The sequence below is a fragment of the Cetobacterium sp. genome (assembly GCF_051658645.1).
GTDB lineage: Bacteria > Fusobacteriota > Fusobacteriia > Fusobacteriales > Fusobacteriaceae > Cetobacterium_A.
On the sequence record NZ_JBOFMZ010000069.1, the window covers coordinates 13,399 to 30,232 of the forward strand.

Annotated in this window: 17 protein-coding genes and 1 tRNA gene; 6 read left to right on the plus strand and 12 right to left on the minus strand. The window is 26.4% G+C overall.

Annotation, left to right across the window (positions count from 1 at the left end; all coding sequences use genetic code 11):
• The first annotated feature begins 23 nt into the window (after positions 1-23).
• Genes rpe through ACRCZX_RS08870 form a run of 3 tightly spaced genes read left to right on the plus strand, consistent with a single transcriptional unit; the run spans position 24 to position 2,972 of the window.
• Positions 24-665, plus strand: a complete 642-nt coding sequence (rpe, locus tag ACRCZX_RS08860) for a ribulose-phosphate 3-epimerase (protein ID WP_438582603.1) — start codon at positions 24-26, stop codon at positions 663-665.
• 4 nt (positions 666-669) lie between these two features.
• Positions 670-1,344, plus strand: a complete 675-nt coding sequence (locus ACRCZX_RS08865) for a MarR family winged helix-turn-helix transcriptional regulator (protein ID WP_438582569.1) — start codon at positions 670-672, stop codon at positions 1,342-1,344.
• A complete protein-coding gene (locus ACRCZX_RS08870) occupies positions 1,344-2,972 on the plus strand; it encodes an Rqc2 family fibronectin-binding protein (protein ID WP_438582570.1) in 1,629 nt (542 codons plus the stop codon). The genes ACRCZX_RS08865 and ACRCZX_RS08870 overlap by 1 nt, the downstream gene beginning before the upstream one ends.
• Before the next feature lie 317 nt (positions 2,973-3,289).
• On the opposite strand, the gene ACRCZX_RS08875 is transcribed toward ACRCZX_RS08870, so the two are convergent.
• From ACRCZX_RS08875 to ACRCZX_RS08905, 7 genes are all read right to left on the minus strand, one after another.
• Positions 3,290-3,365, minus strand: a tRNA-Met gene (locus tag ACRCZX_RS08875).
• Positions 3,366-3,433: 68 nt separating this feature from the next.
• Positions 3,434-4,015, minus strand: coding sequence for a CDP-alcohol phosphatidyltransferase family protein (locus ACRCZX_RS08880; protein WP_438582571.1), 582 nt, complete (start codon positions 4,013-4,015; stop codon positions 3,434-3,436).
• Positions 3,996-4,997 (minus strand): ABC transporter ATP-binding protein, encoded by a 1,002-nt coding sequence (locus ACRCZX_RS08885; RefSeq protein ID WP_438582572.1) that lies wholly within the window; start codon positions 4,995-4,997, stop codon positions 3,996-3,998. Before ACRCZX_RS08885 ends, ACRCZX_RS08880 begins: the two co-directional genes overlap by 20 nt.
• Positions 4,972-5,751 (minus strand): ABC transporter permease, encoded by a 780-nt coding sequence (locus tag ACRCZX_RS08890; protein WP_438582573.1) that lies wholly within the window; start codon positions 5,749-5,751, stop codon positions 4,972-4,974. Before ACRCZX_RS08890 ends, ACRCZX_RS08885 begins: the two co-directional genes overlap by 26 nt.
• Positions 5,745-6,626 (minus strand): ABC transporter permease, encoded by an 882-nt coding sequence (locus ACRCZX_RS08895; protein ID WP_438582574.1) that lies wholly within the window; start codon positions 6,624-6,626, stop codon positions 5,745-5,747. The genes ACRCZX_RS08890 and ACRCZX_RS08895 overlap by 7 nt, the downstream gene beginning before the upstream one ends.
• The gene (locus tag ACRCZX_RS08900; RefSeq protein ID WP_438582575.1) at positions 6,613-7,776 is read right to left on the minus strand and encodes an ABC transporter substrate-binding protein; all 1,164 of its coding nucleotides are present in this window, start codon (positions 7,774-7,776) and stop codon (positions 6,613-6,615) included. Before ACRCZX_RS08900 ends, ACRCZX_RS08895 begins: the two co-directional genes overlap by 14 nt.
• 17 nt (positions 7,777-7,793) lie before the next feature.
• Complete coding sequence (locus ACRCZX_RS08905; protein WP_438582576.1) at positions 7,794-8,459, minus strand: TVP38/TMEM64 family protein; 666 nt, start codon at positions 8,457-8,459, stop codon at positions 7,794-7,796.
• 183 nt (positions 8,460-8,642) lie between these two features.
• Between ACRCZX_RS08905 and ACRCZX_RS08910 the strand changes: the two genes are divergently transcribed.
• Positions 8,643-9,275 (plus strand): murein L,D-transpeptidase catalytic domain family protein, encoded by a 633-nt coding sequence (locus tag ACRCZX_RS08910; RefSeq protein WP_438582577.1) that lies wholly within the window; start codon positions 8,643-8,645, stop codon positions 9,273-9,275.
• Positions 9,276-9,304: 29 nt separating this feature from the next.
• Here the strand turns inward: ACRCZX_RS08910 and pepV are convergent, their stop codons facing one another.
• Genes pepV through ACRCZX_RS08935 form a run of 5 tightly spaced genes read right to left on the minus strand, consistent with a single transcriptional unit; the run spans position 9,305 to position 14,439 of the window.
• The gene (pepV, locus tag ACRCZX_RS08915) at positions 9,305-10,696 is read right to left on the minus strand and encodes a dipeptidase PepV (RefSeq protein WP_438582578.1); all 1,392 of its coding nucleotides are present in this window, start codon (positions 10,694-10,696) and stop codon (positions 9,305-9,307) included.
• Positions 10,697-10,712: 16 nt separating this feature from the next.
• Positions 10,713-11,567 carry an MlaA family lipoprotein gene (locus tag ACRCZX_RS08920; protein ID WP_438582579.1) on the minus strand — a complete coding sequence of 285 codons (855 nt, stop codon included), beginning with the start codon at positions 11,565-11,567 and terminating at the stop codon, positions 10,713-10,715.
• Positions 11,557-12,837 (minus strand): serine/threonine protein kinase, encoded by a 1,281-nt coding sequence (locus ACRCZX_RS08925; protein WP_438582580.1) that lies wholly within the window; start codon positions 12,835-12,837, stop codon positions 11,557-11,559. Before ACRCZX_RS08925 ends, ACRCZX_RS08920 begins: the two co-directional genes overlap by 11 nt.
• A 17-nt stretch (positions 12,838-12,854) precedes the next feature.
• Positions 12,855-13,649 carry a Cof-type HAD-IIB family hydrolase gene (locus tag ACRCZX_RS08930; RefSeq protein WP_438582581.1) on the minus strand — a complete coding sequence of 265 codons (795 nt, stop codon included), beginning with the start codon at positions 13,647-13,649 and terminating at the stop codon, positions 12,855-12,857.
• A gap of 25 nt (positions 13,650-13,674) precedes the next feature.
• On the minus strand, positions 13,675-14,439 hold the full coding sequence (locus tag ACRCZX_RS08935; protein ID WP_438582582.1) for a TrmH family RNA methyltransferase: 765 nt from the start codon (positions 14,437-14,439) through the stop codon (positions 13,675-13,677).
• A gap of 163 nt (positions 14,440-14,602) precedes the next feature.
• Between ACRCZX_RS08935 and ACRCZX_RS08940 the strand changes: the two genes are divergently transcribed.
• Both ACRCZX_RS08940 and ACRCZX_RS08945 read left to right on the plus strand, forming a co-directional pair.
• Positions 14,603-15,631 carry an extracellular solute-binding protein gene (locus tag ACRCZX_RS08940; protein ID WP_438582583.1) on the plus strand — a complete coding sequence of 343 codons (1,029 nt, stop codon included), beginning with the start codon at positions 14,603-14,605 and terminating at the stop codon, positions 15,629-15,631.
• Between the two features lie 101 nt (positions 15,632-15,732).
• Complete coding sequence (locus ACRCZX_RS08945; protein WP_438582584.1) at positions 15,733-16,827, plus strand: DNA polymerase III subunit beta; 1,095 nt, start codon at positions 15,733-15,735, stop codon at positions 16,825-16,827.
• Positions 16,828-16,834: the final 7 nt, after the last annotated feature.

Genomic DNA, 16,834 nt, shown 5'->3' on the forward strand with positions numbered 1-16,834 from the left:
AGATAAAGGATGTGAATTTTATGATACAAAAAACAATTAAAATAGCCCCATCTATACTTTCAGCTGATTTTAGCAAACTTGGTGAAGAAATTATTGCTATTGATAAAGCTGGTGCTGATTATATTCATATTGATGTTATGGACGGTATGTTTGTACCTAACATTACTTTTGGAGCACCTGTAATAAAAGCCATTAGAAATAAAACTAATTTAATTTTCGATGTACATCTTATGATTGAATCACCAGAAAGATATATCGAAGATTTTGTTAAGGCTGGTGCTGATATTGTCGTTGTTCATGCTGAAGCTACAAAACATCTACACAGAACTATACAGCTTATTAAGTCTTTTGGAGTTAAAGCTGGTGTTTCTTTAAACCCAGCTACTCCTGTCGAAGCTATCAAGTATATTATTGATGATTTAGATATGGTTTTAGTTATGTCTGTAAATCCAGGATTTGGAGGACAAAGTTTTATTGAAAATTCTGTTAAAAAAATATCAGAAATTCGTAATCTAAATAATTCTGTAGATATTCAAGTTGATGGTGGAATTACAGATAAAACTATCAGTAAATGCATCGAAGCTGGGGCAAATATTTTTGTTGCTGGTTCGTACGTTTTCTCTGGTGACTATAAACAGAGAATAAATTCTTTAAAGGAGAGGTAAAAATATGAATAATATAAATAAAGTAAACGATGTTTTAGAACATTTCTATAAGCTTTTCTACGAAACAGAGGATCTTGCATTAAAAAGAGGAATTAAATGTATTACTCACACTGAACTTCATATAATTGAAGCCGTTGGAAAAGAATCTCTTAGCATGAATGAATTATCTGATAGACTTGGAATTACAATGGGAACAGCTACAGTTGCTATTACAAAATTAAGAGAAAAAGGATTTATTGATAGAGTACGTTCTGATGCTGATAGAAGAAAAGTTTATGTTTCTCTTTCTAAAAAAGGTATTGAAGCTTTAAACTACCATAATACTTATCATAAAAATATAATTTCAACTATCACAGAAAACATACCTGAAACAGATTTAGATCATTTTACTAAAACTTTTGAATTAATTTTAAAAAATTTAAAAAGTAAAACAGAATTTTTCAAACCACACTCTGTTACAGAATTCGCTTTGGGAAGTATTGTTTCTATAAACGAAGTTAAAGGTACTCCTATTGTACAAGACTACTTTTCTAACAATGGTATCGAGCACTACTCTATTGTTAAAATTGTAGCTTCTGAAGATAAAGATAAAGTGGCTTTAGAAAAAGAGGATGGTTCTGTATTAAAAGTTAATCTTTTAGATGCAAAAAATCTTATTGCTATTAAGGTGGAAAGTTAATGTTATATCTTGATGGTATCTCTTTAAATAAAATTAAAGATGAGCTACAAAATTCTTTAAAAGGAAAAAGTGTTAATAAAGTAGTTCAAAATAGCTCTTTAGCTATAACACTAAGTTTTGGAAAACAGAGATTCATCCTCTCTTGTTTCCCATCACTTTCATTATGCTATTTATCAGATACCAAAGAGGATAACTTGCTAGAAGAAAATAGTACATTTTCTTTAAATCTAAAAAAACATATTGTAGGCTCTAATCTACTTTCTATAAAACAAACTGATTTAGATAGAGTTTTAATTTTTAATTTTTCTAAATTAAATGAACTCGGAGAGATTAAAATATATAATCTGTATTTTGAAATGATGGGAAAGCACTCTAATCTTATATTAACTGATAATGATAACAAGGTTTTAGATTCTATAAAGCGTTTTTCTATCGAGGAAAATCCAAATAGAATTCTTTTTCCTGGAATTGAATACTCAGCTCCATTTTTAGAAAAAAAACTTATTCCAACAAAAATCACAAAATCTCAGTTTGATTCTTTTAAAGAAAATTCAAACTTATTAAAAAATGTCGAAGGAATTGGAAAAACTCTTTCTAATTCTCTTGAATCTTTTGAAGATTTAGTGACTATACTCAACGATAAAATAGCTCCTAAAATATTTTTCAATGAACACGATGAAATAATTTTAGCAACCGTTTTAAATATTGAGCCTAAAGTTTATTCTAGTGTTAAATCTTTTGAATCTTTTCAAGAGTTAATAAATTTCTATTTAACTAATCAAAATTTATCAAATACATTCAAACTGTTAAAAGATAAATTATGTGCTTGTATAAAAAAAGAAATCAAAAAATCTCAAAAAGTAATTTTATCTATAAACAAAGATTTAGAAGATAAAAAAGATTTTGATAGATATAGACAATTAGGTGACATTTTAGCAGCATCTCTTTATTCTATAAAGAAAGGTCTGCAAGAAGTTGAGTTATATGACTTTTATAATGATAACATGTGTAAAATAACTTTAGATCCATTAGTTACCCCACAAATTAATTTAGAAAAAATATATAAAAAATACAATAAATTAAAAAAGGGTATGGAATTTAACGCTAAAAGATTTATTGAAATCTCTGAAAATTTAAAATATTTTTTAGGAATCGAAAATTTTATTTTAAGTAGTGATTCAAAAGAAAATTTAAAGCTTATTGAAGAAGAACTTTTAAGCGGAGGTTATCTAAAAATTCCATCTAAATCTAAAGGTAAAAAATCTAATAAGAAAATTGTTACTAAAACTTTTAACTTCGGTGAAATTACTATTGATAATATTTTAGTTCGTTTTGGTAGAAACAATCTTGAAAATGATGCCTTAACAACTAAATATTCAAATAGAGAAGATATTTGGTTCCACTGTAAAGATATGCCTGGAACACATGCTGTTGTTAACTATTCTGAAAATTTAACAGAGCAAAACATTTACAATATAGCTGTCTTTTGTGGTCAACAGTCTAAACTTTCAAAAGGAACTAAATTAACAGTTGATTATACTGCTATAAAATATTTAAAGAAACCTAAATCAGCTCGACCTGGATTTGTAACTTACAAAGTATTCAAATCTATTGTTGTTATAATTTAATATAAAATAGAGACCCTATAGAATGGACGAGTAAAAAAGCGAGTCTATCTTATAGGGGCTTTTTTTTGTAAAATAAAATTTACAAAACCCAAATTGAACAGTTATCTAAAAATAAATACGTCATTAGAGGCAATAACACATTCTAACGAGTTTAAAATATCTTTCATTGCAGAATATGAAAGATTAAATTTCATAAAACTTGTGAAACTTTACATGAGGTGTTCTTTTTATATTTCAAGACTAATAACTTAAGCAAATATTCAAAATTACAAAAAATAAAAAAACCGCCTAATTAAAGACGGTTTGAAATTTCATTTTGGTGGCGGGAGCCGGATTCGAACCAACGACCTTCGGATTATGAGCCCGACGAGCTGCCAACTGCTCTATCCCGCGACAACTTACTTAACTTCTATATAATACCACGAATACAGTATCCTGTCAACTATTTATTTATTTTTTTATCATAATATTTTTTTTGCTTCTGAAAATCTTTGGAAAGCTGTGAATAAAACCATGATTGTAAATATATTTATTGCAATACTCGCTTTTTCTCTAAGTAAAATTATCAAGCTTAACATTATAAATCCCTCTGTTCTTTCCGCTAATCCAGCTTGATAATAAAATGTCTTTTCACCTTTGTTTTCTGCTAAAGGACCTGTTGTTAAAAACACAGTCATAGATATGATTATACTAATAGCCAATAAAAGCAATACAAAACTAAATTCAGAATACCTATAAGCTACTCCTATTATAACTGAACCCTCTACTATTCTATCAAATGTTATATCCATAACTGTTCCAAAGAGTGACGAGGTTTTTGTTTCTCTAGCTATAGTTCCATCTACAGCATCTAAATATCCTGAGAACCATAATGCTAGAACTCCTAATATATTAAAATCTAACGCTGTTAATAAACCACTCAACACTCCTATAAGCATAGCTATAACTGTTACAAAATTTGCTGTTAAATTAACTTTCATAGCTAAACATGCTCCAAATTTTATAAAAGGCTGTATATATTTTCTACAGTGTGTATCTAACATTTTCATCTCCTTTTATCAATATCATATCTTTTTTATTATACTCTAAATATACTGTATCTCCTACTTTGTATTCAAAGTTACCCTCTTGAACAAAAACTATATTTTCATTTTCAAGAGAAACAATTACAGAGTATTCACCCATTTTGAAATTAATTTCTTTTATTTCTGCTTTCAATTCTGAATTAGCTACAACTTTTAAACTTTTACCTCTTAAAGCAACAAAATTATAATTTTCCACTTCACAATTAAATATTTTTTTAAATTTTTCTTTACAGAAAATATTCTCTATAGCTAAAAGTTGAGCTGTATAAACATTTTCTGGATTATAATATAATTTTTCTGGTGTACCATAATCCAAAAGTTCACCTTTAAACATAACTCCTATTTTATCACAAAGATAAAAAGCTTCTTCTCTATCATGAGTTACAAATACAATTGTAATTTTTAATTTTTTATGTAATTTTTTTAATAATTTTTGCATCTTTTCTCTTAAATTAAAATCTAAAGCAGAGAAGGGTTCATCCATCAATAAAAGTTTTGGCTTAGTAACAATAGCTCTAGCTATTGAAACTCTCTGTTTTTCTCCACCACTTAATTCGTTTGGAAATCTTTTCTCTTTACCTGATAACTCCATATCTAGAATTGCTAAACTTACTCTTTTTTCAATTTCTTTTTTATCCACTTTTTTTATTTTTAATCCAAAAGCTATATTTTCCGAAACATTTAAGTGTGGAAGTAATAAATCTTTTTGAAAAACCATTCCTATCTCTCCATCTTTTATAATCTTGTTTGGTGGTTTCCTATCTATCATAATCTCTCCTGAGTACTCTTTGTCCAATCCAGCTATTAAACTTAAAACAGTTGATTTCCCTGAACCTGACCTTCCTAGAATCCCTATAAATTCTCCTTTGTTTATAAAAATATCTATATTTTTCAAAGAAAAGTCTTGAAAATTTTTAGACACTTTTTTTAATTCTATCATTTTTTTCTCTCTTTCTATATATTCTCTTAATAATTTTACCTACTATCATCACTAAAAAATATGTAAATCCAACATATATAACACTATAAACAGTACCATTACCGATAGCTCCATCTGATAAATATGGCATTATTATAACAGGTAATGTCATCACTTGTCCCCCTCCTATTATAAAAGTTACTAGATACTGAGCTAGAGAAACTATTATAACAAGAGACATTCCAACTAAAAAAGATGGATATATTATAGGAAGTGTTATTTTAGTAAATCTCTGAATTTGGTTTGCTCCCAATACTTTTCCTAAATTGGTATAATCTTTATTTAGAGTTAAGTATCCTGCTCTCATACTTCCAATATAATAAGGCATTGTTGTTATACTATGAACTACAGCTACGCCTAAAACAGTTTCAATTAATCCCAACTTTATAAATACAAATTGTAATCCCATAGTACTTACCATTGCTGGTATTATTAGTGGTAAAATTATTAATATTTCTACTAATATTTTTCCATTAAATTTTTCTCTCGCCATAAATGAAGCAACTGGAGTTCCTATTATAAAATTGATTATCATTGTTAATAAAACAACTAAAAATGTTGTCCACAAACTAATATATGTTGATTCAGACTTTAGTATATATATCCACATTTTACAATTTAAACTTTTTAAGAAAATTCCAAAAAATGGTAATAAAAATAGCAGTGATATAAAAAAATAAAAAAATCCTATAAAAAAATTTTTCAAAATCACCATGCTCTTTCTCCAAATTTAGTAAATCTTTTTAAAACAAAGCACATTATTCCGCCAAAAAACAAACTTATTACTGATATTAATATATTCATAACCATTATTTTTCCTCTTAAATCTAAACTTTCTTTTGTATAATTATCAAATACCATCACTGACAAAACTCTAGGATAAGTAATTCCTAATATATAAGGTGTTTCAAAAGATGCGAAAAGATAAGTTAAAACTATAAAAAAACTGACACTCAACGTTGGAAATACTAAGGGTAACACTATCTTTCTAAAGAAATCTACATCTGTTAGATTGTATATTATTCCTAATGACTCCCATTTTTTATTTGCTTTAAAAACTATTGGTAAACTCATCATTGTCATAAAAGGTAATGCTTTCCAAACATAAGTTATAATAATACCTATTCCATTATAATCGTTTGTTAAAATTGGGAAGTCATCTATAGTTCTAATAATATTCATTTTTAAAAGTAAATTATTCAGTATTCCTCTTTTCATAAATACTAACAATACTCCATAAGCACTTATTAAATAAGGTATAAAAACTGGAATTTCTATTATTTTTTGAAAATTTTCACTATAAAAATATCTTTTTCTTTTACTTAAAAATACTAAAAAAAGTAAAGCGATTGTTAAAATAAAAGATATCAGTGCTGCTATACTATTTATTTTAATTGTATAAACTAAACTTTCATAAAATTCTTTTGAATTTAAAACGTCTTTATAATAATCTAAAGTAAAATATGAATCTGTTAATATTCTATTATATCCTAAAGATGTCATCAATACATAATATAACCCATACAAAAAGAAACAAATCATATATAATAAAAATGGCACTATATATATCAACTTTTTAAATTTTCCCAACTTTTTCTTTCCACCCTTCTTCAATTATTCTAAGCTTATTTGAATTTAATTCCAATATCCTTTTTTCTTGTAACTCTTTTAAAGATGGAATTTTATCATTCTCAGCTTCATTTAATAATTTTGTTGCTATTTCAGAAGGTAATTTTTCTATATCCAAAATAGTAAAATCGCCCCAATTTTTAGAGGTTTGTTTTAACAGCTGTATTTCTGGTGACGTCAATTGATTTATCACTTTCAATGCATTCTCTTTATTAGCAGAATTTTTTGGTATTGCTAAATAATGGTTGTTAAACATTGTCCCTTTATTTAACAAGAAGCTTTTAGATGTTTCAGAGTATTCTTTCGAAGCTATTTTTGAATTTACTTTATTCACTGTATAGCCCATCGTTATATCAACCTCTCCAACAGAATAAAGCAAATCTAACTTTCCTTCTGACTCTGGATATGTTTCTCCTTTTCTCCATAAATATGGTTTCATTTCATTAAAATACTTCCAAACGATATCCAAATTTTCTTTCAACTCTTCATCTTTCATACTCTCAATATTTTCATACCCTAATATATCTATAGAGATATTTCTAACAAATGCACTTCCTGTAAAATTTGAAACATTTGGATATGTAAATTTTCCTGGATTAAATTTTACATATTCTAGTAAAGTTCTTGAATCTACAAAAGGAACTACTCCATTTTTTGTATCATAAATAAAATTAAATTGTGCTTCACCAAAAGGTATCTCTAAACCATTTATCTCTTCTCCAAAGTCTTTTATTAAAGAACTTTCTTTCAATATATCTTTATTTGAAATTCTAGATAAAATATCTTCTTCTAATACAGATGAATCTTTTAAGAGTTTAAAGTTTTCTCCATTTATCCAAATTATATCTATTATTCCATTTTTTTTACCTGCTTGCTTTTCTATGATTAATTTATTTACAACATCTTTTATATCAACTATAGGTATTCTTTTTAATTTTATATTTTCAGTTTGAAGTATCTTTGGAGTTACAACATTATCTATAAACAAATTAACCTCTTTTGAACCACCCCACATATATAGAGTTACATTATTGTTTTCTTGTTTTCCACAACCTGTAAATAAACATAACCCAAATATTAAAATTAAACTTTGCTTTAATAAACCTTTCATTTTTTACTCCTTTATTTTTACTTATTTTCTTTTTTTGCTACAATTTTTGTTAAAACTATTAATAAGAAAAATATCATTGATGCTATTATTGAGATTTTTATAGCAGTTTTTATATTTCCTGAAGCAACAGCTCCTGCTAATAAAACAAATACTGACGTTCCTGGTAATATAAATAAAGTTGATAATAACGAATATTTTATAAAATTAATTGATGTTAAACCATAGACATAGTTTTGAATTCCAAATGGAAATACTGGTAGTAATCTTGTTGTTGCTAATATAAACCAACCTTCATTTTTTACTCCTTCGTTAATTTTTTTAAAAATTTCTGTATTTCCAAATTTTTTTTCAATTGGACTTTTCAAAAGATATCTTGCTATCAAAAATGATAAAGATAAACCTAAACAAGCACCAATAACTGTGTATATAATTCCTATTATTGGCCCAAATATAATTCCACCTGCTAAAGTTAAAGGTAAAGTTGATACACAAGTTATTGTTATTACTGCATAAAGTCCTATGTAAGAAATAGGACCCCATACTCCTAAACTTTTTATTAATTCTTCTAGATTTTTTCTATCTTTTAAATATTCTAAAACATTTGATTCTTTTAACCCAAATAAAATCATTAGTAAAAATAATAATAATATTACTCTTTTTATTATCTTTTTATTATTTAACATTTTTTTCTCCCAGTTCAACTTTTACTTTTCCTGATTTTGCTGCATGTGACCATTCAATCCCATTTTTTATTAATATTCAAACTATCAATTATTTTAACTTTATTTATTTTTTATGTCAACTTATTATAAAGTTTTTGATATAATATATAATATAATATAATCTTGTTTTCTAGGAGTGATTTCATGAAGCAAAAAATTTCAACTTTATTTTTGATTCTTTATATTACTACTTTAAGCTCTACTTCTTCTCTTTATAAAAAATTAGAATTAAAAGACAAAATGACTTATGATGTTTTTAAAAACGCTATAAAAGGGACTTCTAAAATCAAAGGTAAAAAAAATGATTTTTTAACAATCATCGATTTTACAAAACCATCTACAGAACGACGCTTTTCTGTTATTGATTTAAAGAAAAAACAACTTCGATATTATACATATGTTTCTCATGGAAAAAATAGCGGTAAACTAAGTGCGACTAGATTTTCAAATACTCCAAATTCTTTCCAAAGTTCTTTGGGCTTTTTTACAACTGATGTAAAACCATACATTGGAGACTTTGGATACTCTCTTAGATTAAATGGTTTAGAAAATCGTTTTAATTCCAATGCTTATGATAGAACTATTGTTATTCACGGTGCTGAATATGCCTCAAAAAAATATATTGAACAAATGGGATTTTTAGGACGTACTTTAGGATGCCCTGCTATTCCGACTGAAATTTCTAAAGAAGTTATAAATCTTATTTCAAATAACTCTATTGTTTTCATCGCTGGAAATGATACCAAATATTTAAAAGAAAGTCGTTTTATTAATTAGAAAAGAGAGCCACTCACGTAGCTCCCTTTTTATTTTGCTAAATCATATATAGCTTGAACATATATTTTTAACCAAATATCTAATTTTTCAATTTCTAAATATTCATTTTTTTGATGCATGTTATCCTCTTGATCTTTTAATAAAGCTCCAAATGCTACTGCATTTTTTACTGCTCTAGCATAAGTTCCACCGCCAATAGAAACAGGTTCTGCATCTATATCTCCTGTTATTTCTTTATATATATTCATTAGTGTTTTTACTAAAAAACTATCTTTCGGAACATAAAGAGGAGCTTTCTCTGATCTTATAGATAAAGTTAAACCCGTATTTTTTGCTCTTTTATCAATTTCTTCTATTACTTGTTCTTTTGTAAAAGTTACAGGGTATCTAATGTCAAATCCAAACATTATTTTATTATTTTGACATTCTATTTTTCCAATATTTAATGTTAATTCTCCTGAAGGTTCATCTTCAAAATTAATTCCTAGACTTTTTCCAGAAAATTCCATTTTTATATATTGATTGAAAAATTGTACCATATTTTTCAATTCTAAATCTTCAATATTTAATGTTGATAAAAAATGGAACAAAGCTGTAATTGCATTATAACCATTTGATGGTCTTGCTCCGTGAGATGCTTTTCCTAAAGATAACAACTCTAATTTTTCATTTTTCTCTGATAATGATATTTTAAATTCTTTTTCTGAATTAAATTTATCTAATTTTAATAAAACTTCATCTTTTATTGATAATGAAAATATACCTAATGCTGAATCTGGAACAGAATTAAATGCAACTCCACCATTTATTGAAAAATTTAAATTCTCTGAACATTCTTTACTAATCATAAGATGTAGAATTCCTTTTTCTGCATACGTCACAGGAAATGATGAATCTGGAGTAAATGACATTGCAGGTTGTGGCATATTTAGTTTCCCAAAGTAATGATTCATACATCCCCATCCTGTTTCTTCATTCGCTCCTACAATCACTCTAACCTTTTTACTTAGCTTTACTCCAGAATCTTTTATCGCTTTTAGCGCATATAGAGCCGCTATTGTAGGTCCTTTGTCATCCAAGACTCCTCTTCCATACATTTTACCATCAACAATTCTAGCTTCATAAGGAGGGTAATCCCAACCTTTCCCCTCTGGCACAACATCAACATGTCCTAAAATACCTATCATCTCTTCATCTGATCCTGTACCAAAATCTATGTGCCCTGCATAATTATCAAAATTTGTAACTTCGAACCCTAATCTTCTTCCTAAATCAAGCATATTTTCCAATGCTTTTGCTGGTCCCTCTCCAAAAGGCATTCCTTTTAAGGGTTCTTCTTGAACACTTTTAATTCTAACCGAATCTTGAATAGATTTTACAACCTCGTTTTTATAATCTAGTACTAACTCTTGTAAATTCATTATTCGTCCTCTCCTATCACTTTATTTCTGTTAATGTTTCTCTATACTTTGTATAAAAATATCTTACATATTCATATTCAAATGGACTTCCTGTTCCATAATATCTAAAATTCTTATTAGCTTTTCTTATATCAACTGCATTCAATGTTGTTACACTCGGATGGGTTATATCTAAACCTATTGGCATATTGTAAGGATTTGCTTCTGAAATTGCAACTATTCCAACTGCTTTTCCTGTTGCATCTCTTAAGTTTGATGGTCCAAAACCTGGCAATACTAAATACGGACCATTACCTATTCCATATTTAGCTAATGTTAATCCAAAATCTTCATAATTTTTAGGTAATTCTAAAACTGTTGCAACATCAAAAACTCCAAAAATTCCAAACGTTGAATTAATTCCAAATCTTGCTAATGTTATTGTAGCTTTTTTTGCTTCAAATTGTAAAACTGAATTCAAAAAAGTATTTATCTCTCCTAAATTTGAAAAGAAATTTGATACACCTTTTTGAACTAAATTAGGAGTTAGATATTCATAAGTATTAACCGCTGGTATCAATACATATTTATCCAAATAATAATTAAAATAATAAATACGTCTATTTAAGGGTTCTAAAGGATCAGAAACTTCTATAAATTTTGTTCCATCAACTTCTTTATATAATACAACATTATTTTCTAAATTAAAAGGTTGATATATAATTTCTTTCCCATTTGAAAGAGCTGAATAACTTTTTTTATCAATATGTATTTTTTTTTCTAAATTATTTTCATTATTTTTTGTAATTACTTTTTTTGAAGATGAATTTATAGAAGAGCAGCTTATAAAAAACATACAACTTAAAGATATTAAAATACTTTTAAATTTCATTATTAAGTACCCCCTTTTCTAAAAATTCTAACATTTTTTTTACATTTGTTTCATAAAACATATTTCCACAATGTCCTCCATAAGGATATATTAAAGATTTTTCTTTAAATACGTCTTGTATAAAACTTTTGTCTTTTTCTGCTAAAATAAAATCATCCTCATTTGTTACAACTGCTATTTTATTTTCTTTTTCTAAATAACTTCTTATTATTCTCAAATCACCATACTTAATCATATCATTAAATTTCAAATCTCCACCTAAAATTTTCAAATAATAAGGATATGCTAGTTTGTTAAGATAATCACTAAAATTAGCAAAATTTATATCTTTAAAATATGGATACATACTTCCAAATTTTCGAGGTGTTTCTCTTGAATAAATATTTGTTCCATTAATTTGGTCTACAACATAATTTAAATCAATTGCTGTTAGATTGAAAGCTAGTCCTATCAAGCGTTGCATTTCTTTATTTGAAAGTTCTTCTTTTTCAAAAATAGAATATATACTCTCCTCTGTTATTTGTAAATCACTTGGTGAAATATTTTTTTTAACCACCTTCATTACTTCATCTATAATTTTAACTATTTCAGCTTTATCTTTTATATTTCTAGTTAACATTTCATCCAAAATTTTAGCTGAATAATATAAATTTATTGATGGATTAACCATAAAAACTCTTTTGAAATTAAAATCTTTTCCTACTGAGTCTAGGTATGATAAAACTGCTGAATGAGTTGCACCCATACTATATCCCATTAAATATATATCACTTATTTCTAGATTCTCCTCAATCTTCACTTTATCTAGCATATCACCCATAGCATTATATAAATCTAATCCATCTTGAATTAGAACTCCTGGAACTCTACTATTTGATGCATTTAAAATAAAGTTTGAATTAAAAACCGATGTTACTGTCAAAACATGATAACCAGCATTGTAAAATATTTTTTGAAAATTTTGTGTTCTCGTTGAATTATAAGCTGATCCAGTTCCAGATAAAACATATATCAATGGTGCTCGACCTTTTTGTTTGCTTAAAGAAAATTTAAACTCTTTGTCATACCACATATTTTTAGGAATGTTAGCACTCTTTAACATTGGAATTTGAAATTCTTTTATTGGTACTGTTTTTGGAATTCCATCTATCATTATTTTAGAACTTCCAACTATAGTTGCTACATATGGATTTTTTATTGGAAATTTATATTCTGCAAAAATATTTACTGTTAAAAGCAACATACATAAACTCTTCAAATATTTTTTCACTTTTAAAACCTCCCTTATTACTGCGGATAATTTAAAACAATTCTTTTTAACTCTTCTAAAACTCCATTTTCATTATTACTTTTAGCTATAAAATTAGAGATTTTTTTTACTTCTTCATGAGCATTTTCCATCGCAAAGCTATATCTTCCTTTTTTTAGCATTTCATAATCATTTAAATAATCACCAAAAATCATTGTCTCTTCATAATCAATCCCAAGTTTTTTTTGAAGAACTTCTAAAGCGATTCCTTTATTTGACTCTAAATGACTAACATCTAACCAAATATCTCCTGAAACAACCACTTGACAATCTACTTCATTTTTCAAATATGGATAAACATTTTCTTCTGTTCCTGTTAAGTCACAAAAAGCAATTTTTATAATTTCATCGTCTTTTATATCTAAAAGATTATCTACATATTGCTTTTCTTCATAATATTTTTCTACTTCTTTTTTAAATTCTGAATCCTCAGATTCAATATATGCTGATTTTTTCCCACACAACACAATGTTCGTTGAAGGTATTTTTCTTCCTATTTCAATATATTTTTTTATTGTTTCTTCTGAAAGCACTCTTGAATAGATCTCTTTTTCATTTTTTATTACATAGCTTCCATTTTCTGCTATAAATATTATTTTTTCTTTAATTCTATCAAAGTTTTTTCTTAAATTTTGATATTGTCTTCCACTGGCAACAACAAATTTTATTCCTTTTTCTTCCATTTCAGAATAGATATCCCAAAATTCACCTGAAAATTCTTTTTTATCATTTAAAAATGTTCCATCCATATCTGTAACAACTAATTTAACCATATAAATTTAGCCCCCCGTGATTTTTTTATTTTTTTTCTAATTTGTTTCTAACATCATAAAGAATTATACCCGTAGCCATTGCTACATTTAAAGATTCTGCACTTCCATATATTGGAATTATAACTTTTTCATCACTATTTTTTATAATTTCTCTTGAAACTCCATCTCCTTCATTTCCAAAAATAAAAGCATTCTTTTCAGTTAATTCCATTTCTGTATAAGGTATTGAATTTGTTTCTAAAGCAGTTACTATAATCTTGTATGCTTTTTCTTTTAAAAATTGAATCACTTCATTTTCTTCTATATAATAGATATTTATACTTAAAATTGATCCCATACTACTTCTAACTGTTTTATCATTATAGCAATCTACACTGCCTTTAGTTAATATAATTTCTTTGAATCCCGCTGCATCTGCAACTCTGATTATTGTTCCTAAGTTTCCTGGATCTGCAACTCTATTTAAAACTATTATATTATTTTCTAGATTTTTTAATTCTTTGATTTTAGAAGCATAACAAATAATAACACCCTGTGAATTTTCTTGTGAACTCAACTCTTTAAACAATTTTTCAGTTAAGATTATTTTTCTACAATTATGTTTTTGAGCAATATTTATAATTTCTTCTGAAATTCCTTCTTTAAATATAATTAATTTTGGATTTTCTTCAAATTCTAAAAATTTTCTACCTTCAGCTAAAAATTGTTGTTCCAAATCTCTATATTTTTTTACTTTTAATTTTTTAATAAATTTATATAGTTCATTATCTTTACTTGTTATTATATCCATATATTACCACTCCTGATTTTCATATCTTTTATTTTAGATTATACATTAATTTCTTTTGATTTTCTACCTAAATAATCTCTATTCTTGAATTACTCTTGACTATACTTAAAAAATATAATACAATTTTTAGGTTCTATATTTTATATTTTTCAAGGAGGTTTAAATGAAAAAAATATTAACTTTACTATCTTTGATTTTTCTCTTATTCTCTTGTGGTAAAGAAAAACAAAAAAATGAAAAAATTCTTTATCTTTATGGGTGGGCTGATTATATTCCTGCTAAAATTTATGAAGATTTCCAAAAAGAAACTGGTATTAAAGTAGTTGAAGATATTTATTCTTCAAATGAAGAAATGTTTGCTAAAATTAAAGCTGGTGGAACTGGTTATGATATATTAACTCCCTCAACTGATTATGCTGAAATTTTGATGAATGATGGAATGATTGAAAAATTAGATAAAACAAAATTACCATCATTAAAAAATATTGATCCTATGGTATTTGAAAAATTACAATATTTTGACGCTAATAATGACTATGTATTTCCATTTGCAATGGGAGCAACAACTATTGCTGTAAATACTAAGTATGTTAAAGATTTCCCTAAAGATTTTTCAATATACGACAATTCTGCTTATAAAGGCAAAATGACTCTACTTGATGATATGAGAGAGGTTATGACTTCTGCTCTAGGTACATTAGGACATTCACAGACAACAGAAGATGAAGCTTCTATTGCTGCGGCAGCTAATTTAGTTAAAGGATGGAAAAAAAATATTGCTAAATTTGATTCTGAATCTTTCGGAAAAGGTTTTGCTAATGAAGATTTTTGGGTTGTTCATTGTTATCCTGACAATGTTTTAAATGAATTAACAGAAGAGCAGTTAAAAACTACAGAATTTATTATTCCAGAAAAAGGTGGTACATCTTACATCGATTCATTTGTTATTCCTAAAACAGCCCCTAATAAAGAGGGTGCTTATAAATTCTTAGATTTTATACAAAGACCTGAAAATTATAAATTAATTGCTGAGCATTTAAGAATACCATCTATAAATGTTCCTGCAAGAGATTTAATCACTGAAAAGCCACTTTATTCTATCGAAGATTTATCTCACACTGAAATTTTAAGAGATATTAAAAACACATTAGATATACAAAGTAAATACTGGCAAGAGGTTCTTATAGATTAATTTTAAAAGTCCAACTAAAAAAAAGTTGGACTTTTTTATTTCTTGTAAGGCTCTTATTTATAGTGTATAATTTTAAAAAAGACTAATTTTAGGAGGCACCTATGAACTTTAACATTGAAAGAAATAACTTAATTGAAATTTTTTCTGAGTTTATTAATATTTTAAAAGACAATCCAATTAAGCCTATTATTTCTGGTTTAAAAATACATTCTGAAGAAGGAACTGTTACTTTTTCTGGTACAAATCTAGATATTAACTATATAAAGACAATAAGTTGTGAAACTATTGAAAATGGTACTGTTATATTTAAGCCAAATTTAGCTCTCGAATACATCAAACTTTTAGATGATGAAAGTATTAATCTTTCTTCTAAAAACGATATCCTCTCTATTCATTTAGCTGAATTTGTATTACTTTATAATGATAATTTTCCAGAAAATTTAAAACTTCCTGTAATTGATGAAATTGCAAAAATATCTTCTGAAGAACTTTATAAAAGTTTTGAAAAAACAAAATTTTCCGTTGCTCCTTCAACAGAAAATTTAGCTGTTAATTGTATTAGAACTCTTTTTAGAAAAGATCGTATATCTTTTGTTTCTACAGATTCATACAGATTAACATATTTAAAAACTGATAATGCTGCTTTTTTAGAAAAAGATTTTTCTATACCTCTAGAATCTATTAACATCTTATGCAAATTAATTAAAGATTTAAACAAAGATATTCTTATTGGAAGCAGTGGAGAAAATCTTATATTTTTATGGGAAAATACTTACTTTTTAACTAAAATTACTAATTTACCTTTCCCAAATTTTGATGCTATTCTTTGTGGGAATGATTTTAGTAAAGAAATGGAATTCAATTATTATGACTTTAAAAGTTCTTTAAAAAAAGCTTTAACTGTTGCAAGAACTAGTACTGAAGCTAAAAATGGAGCTATTTTAGAATTTAAAAGCAATAAACTATCTATTTCAGCTTCTTCTGGAAAAGCTAAAATAAATCAAAAAGTAGATATGATTAAAATAGGAGATGATTTTAAATGTTCTCTTAATATAAAGTTTTTGTTTGAATTTATAGAAAATATAAACAAAAATGTTTTTATTAAAGGAAATTCATCTTCAGCAATGTTTGAAATAACTGAAAAAAATAACACTTCTTATAAATATATTTTAATGCCTTTGGCTTTAAGAGATTAAAAAAAAA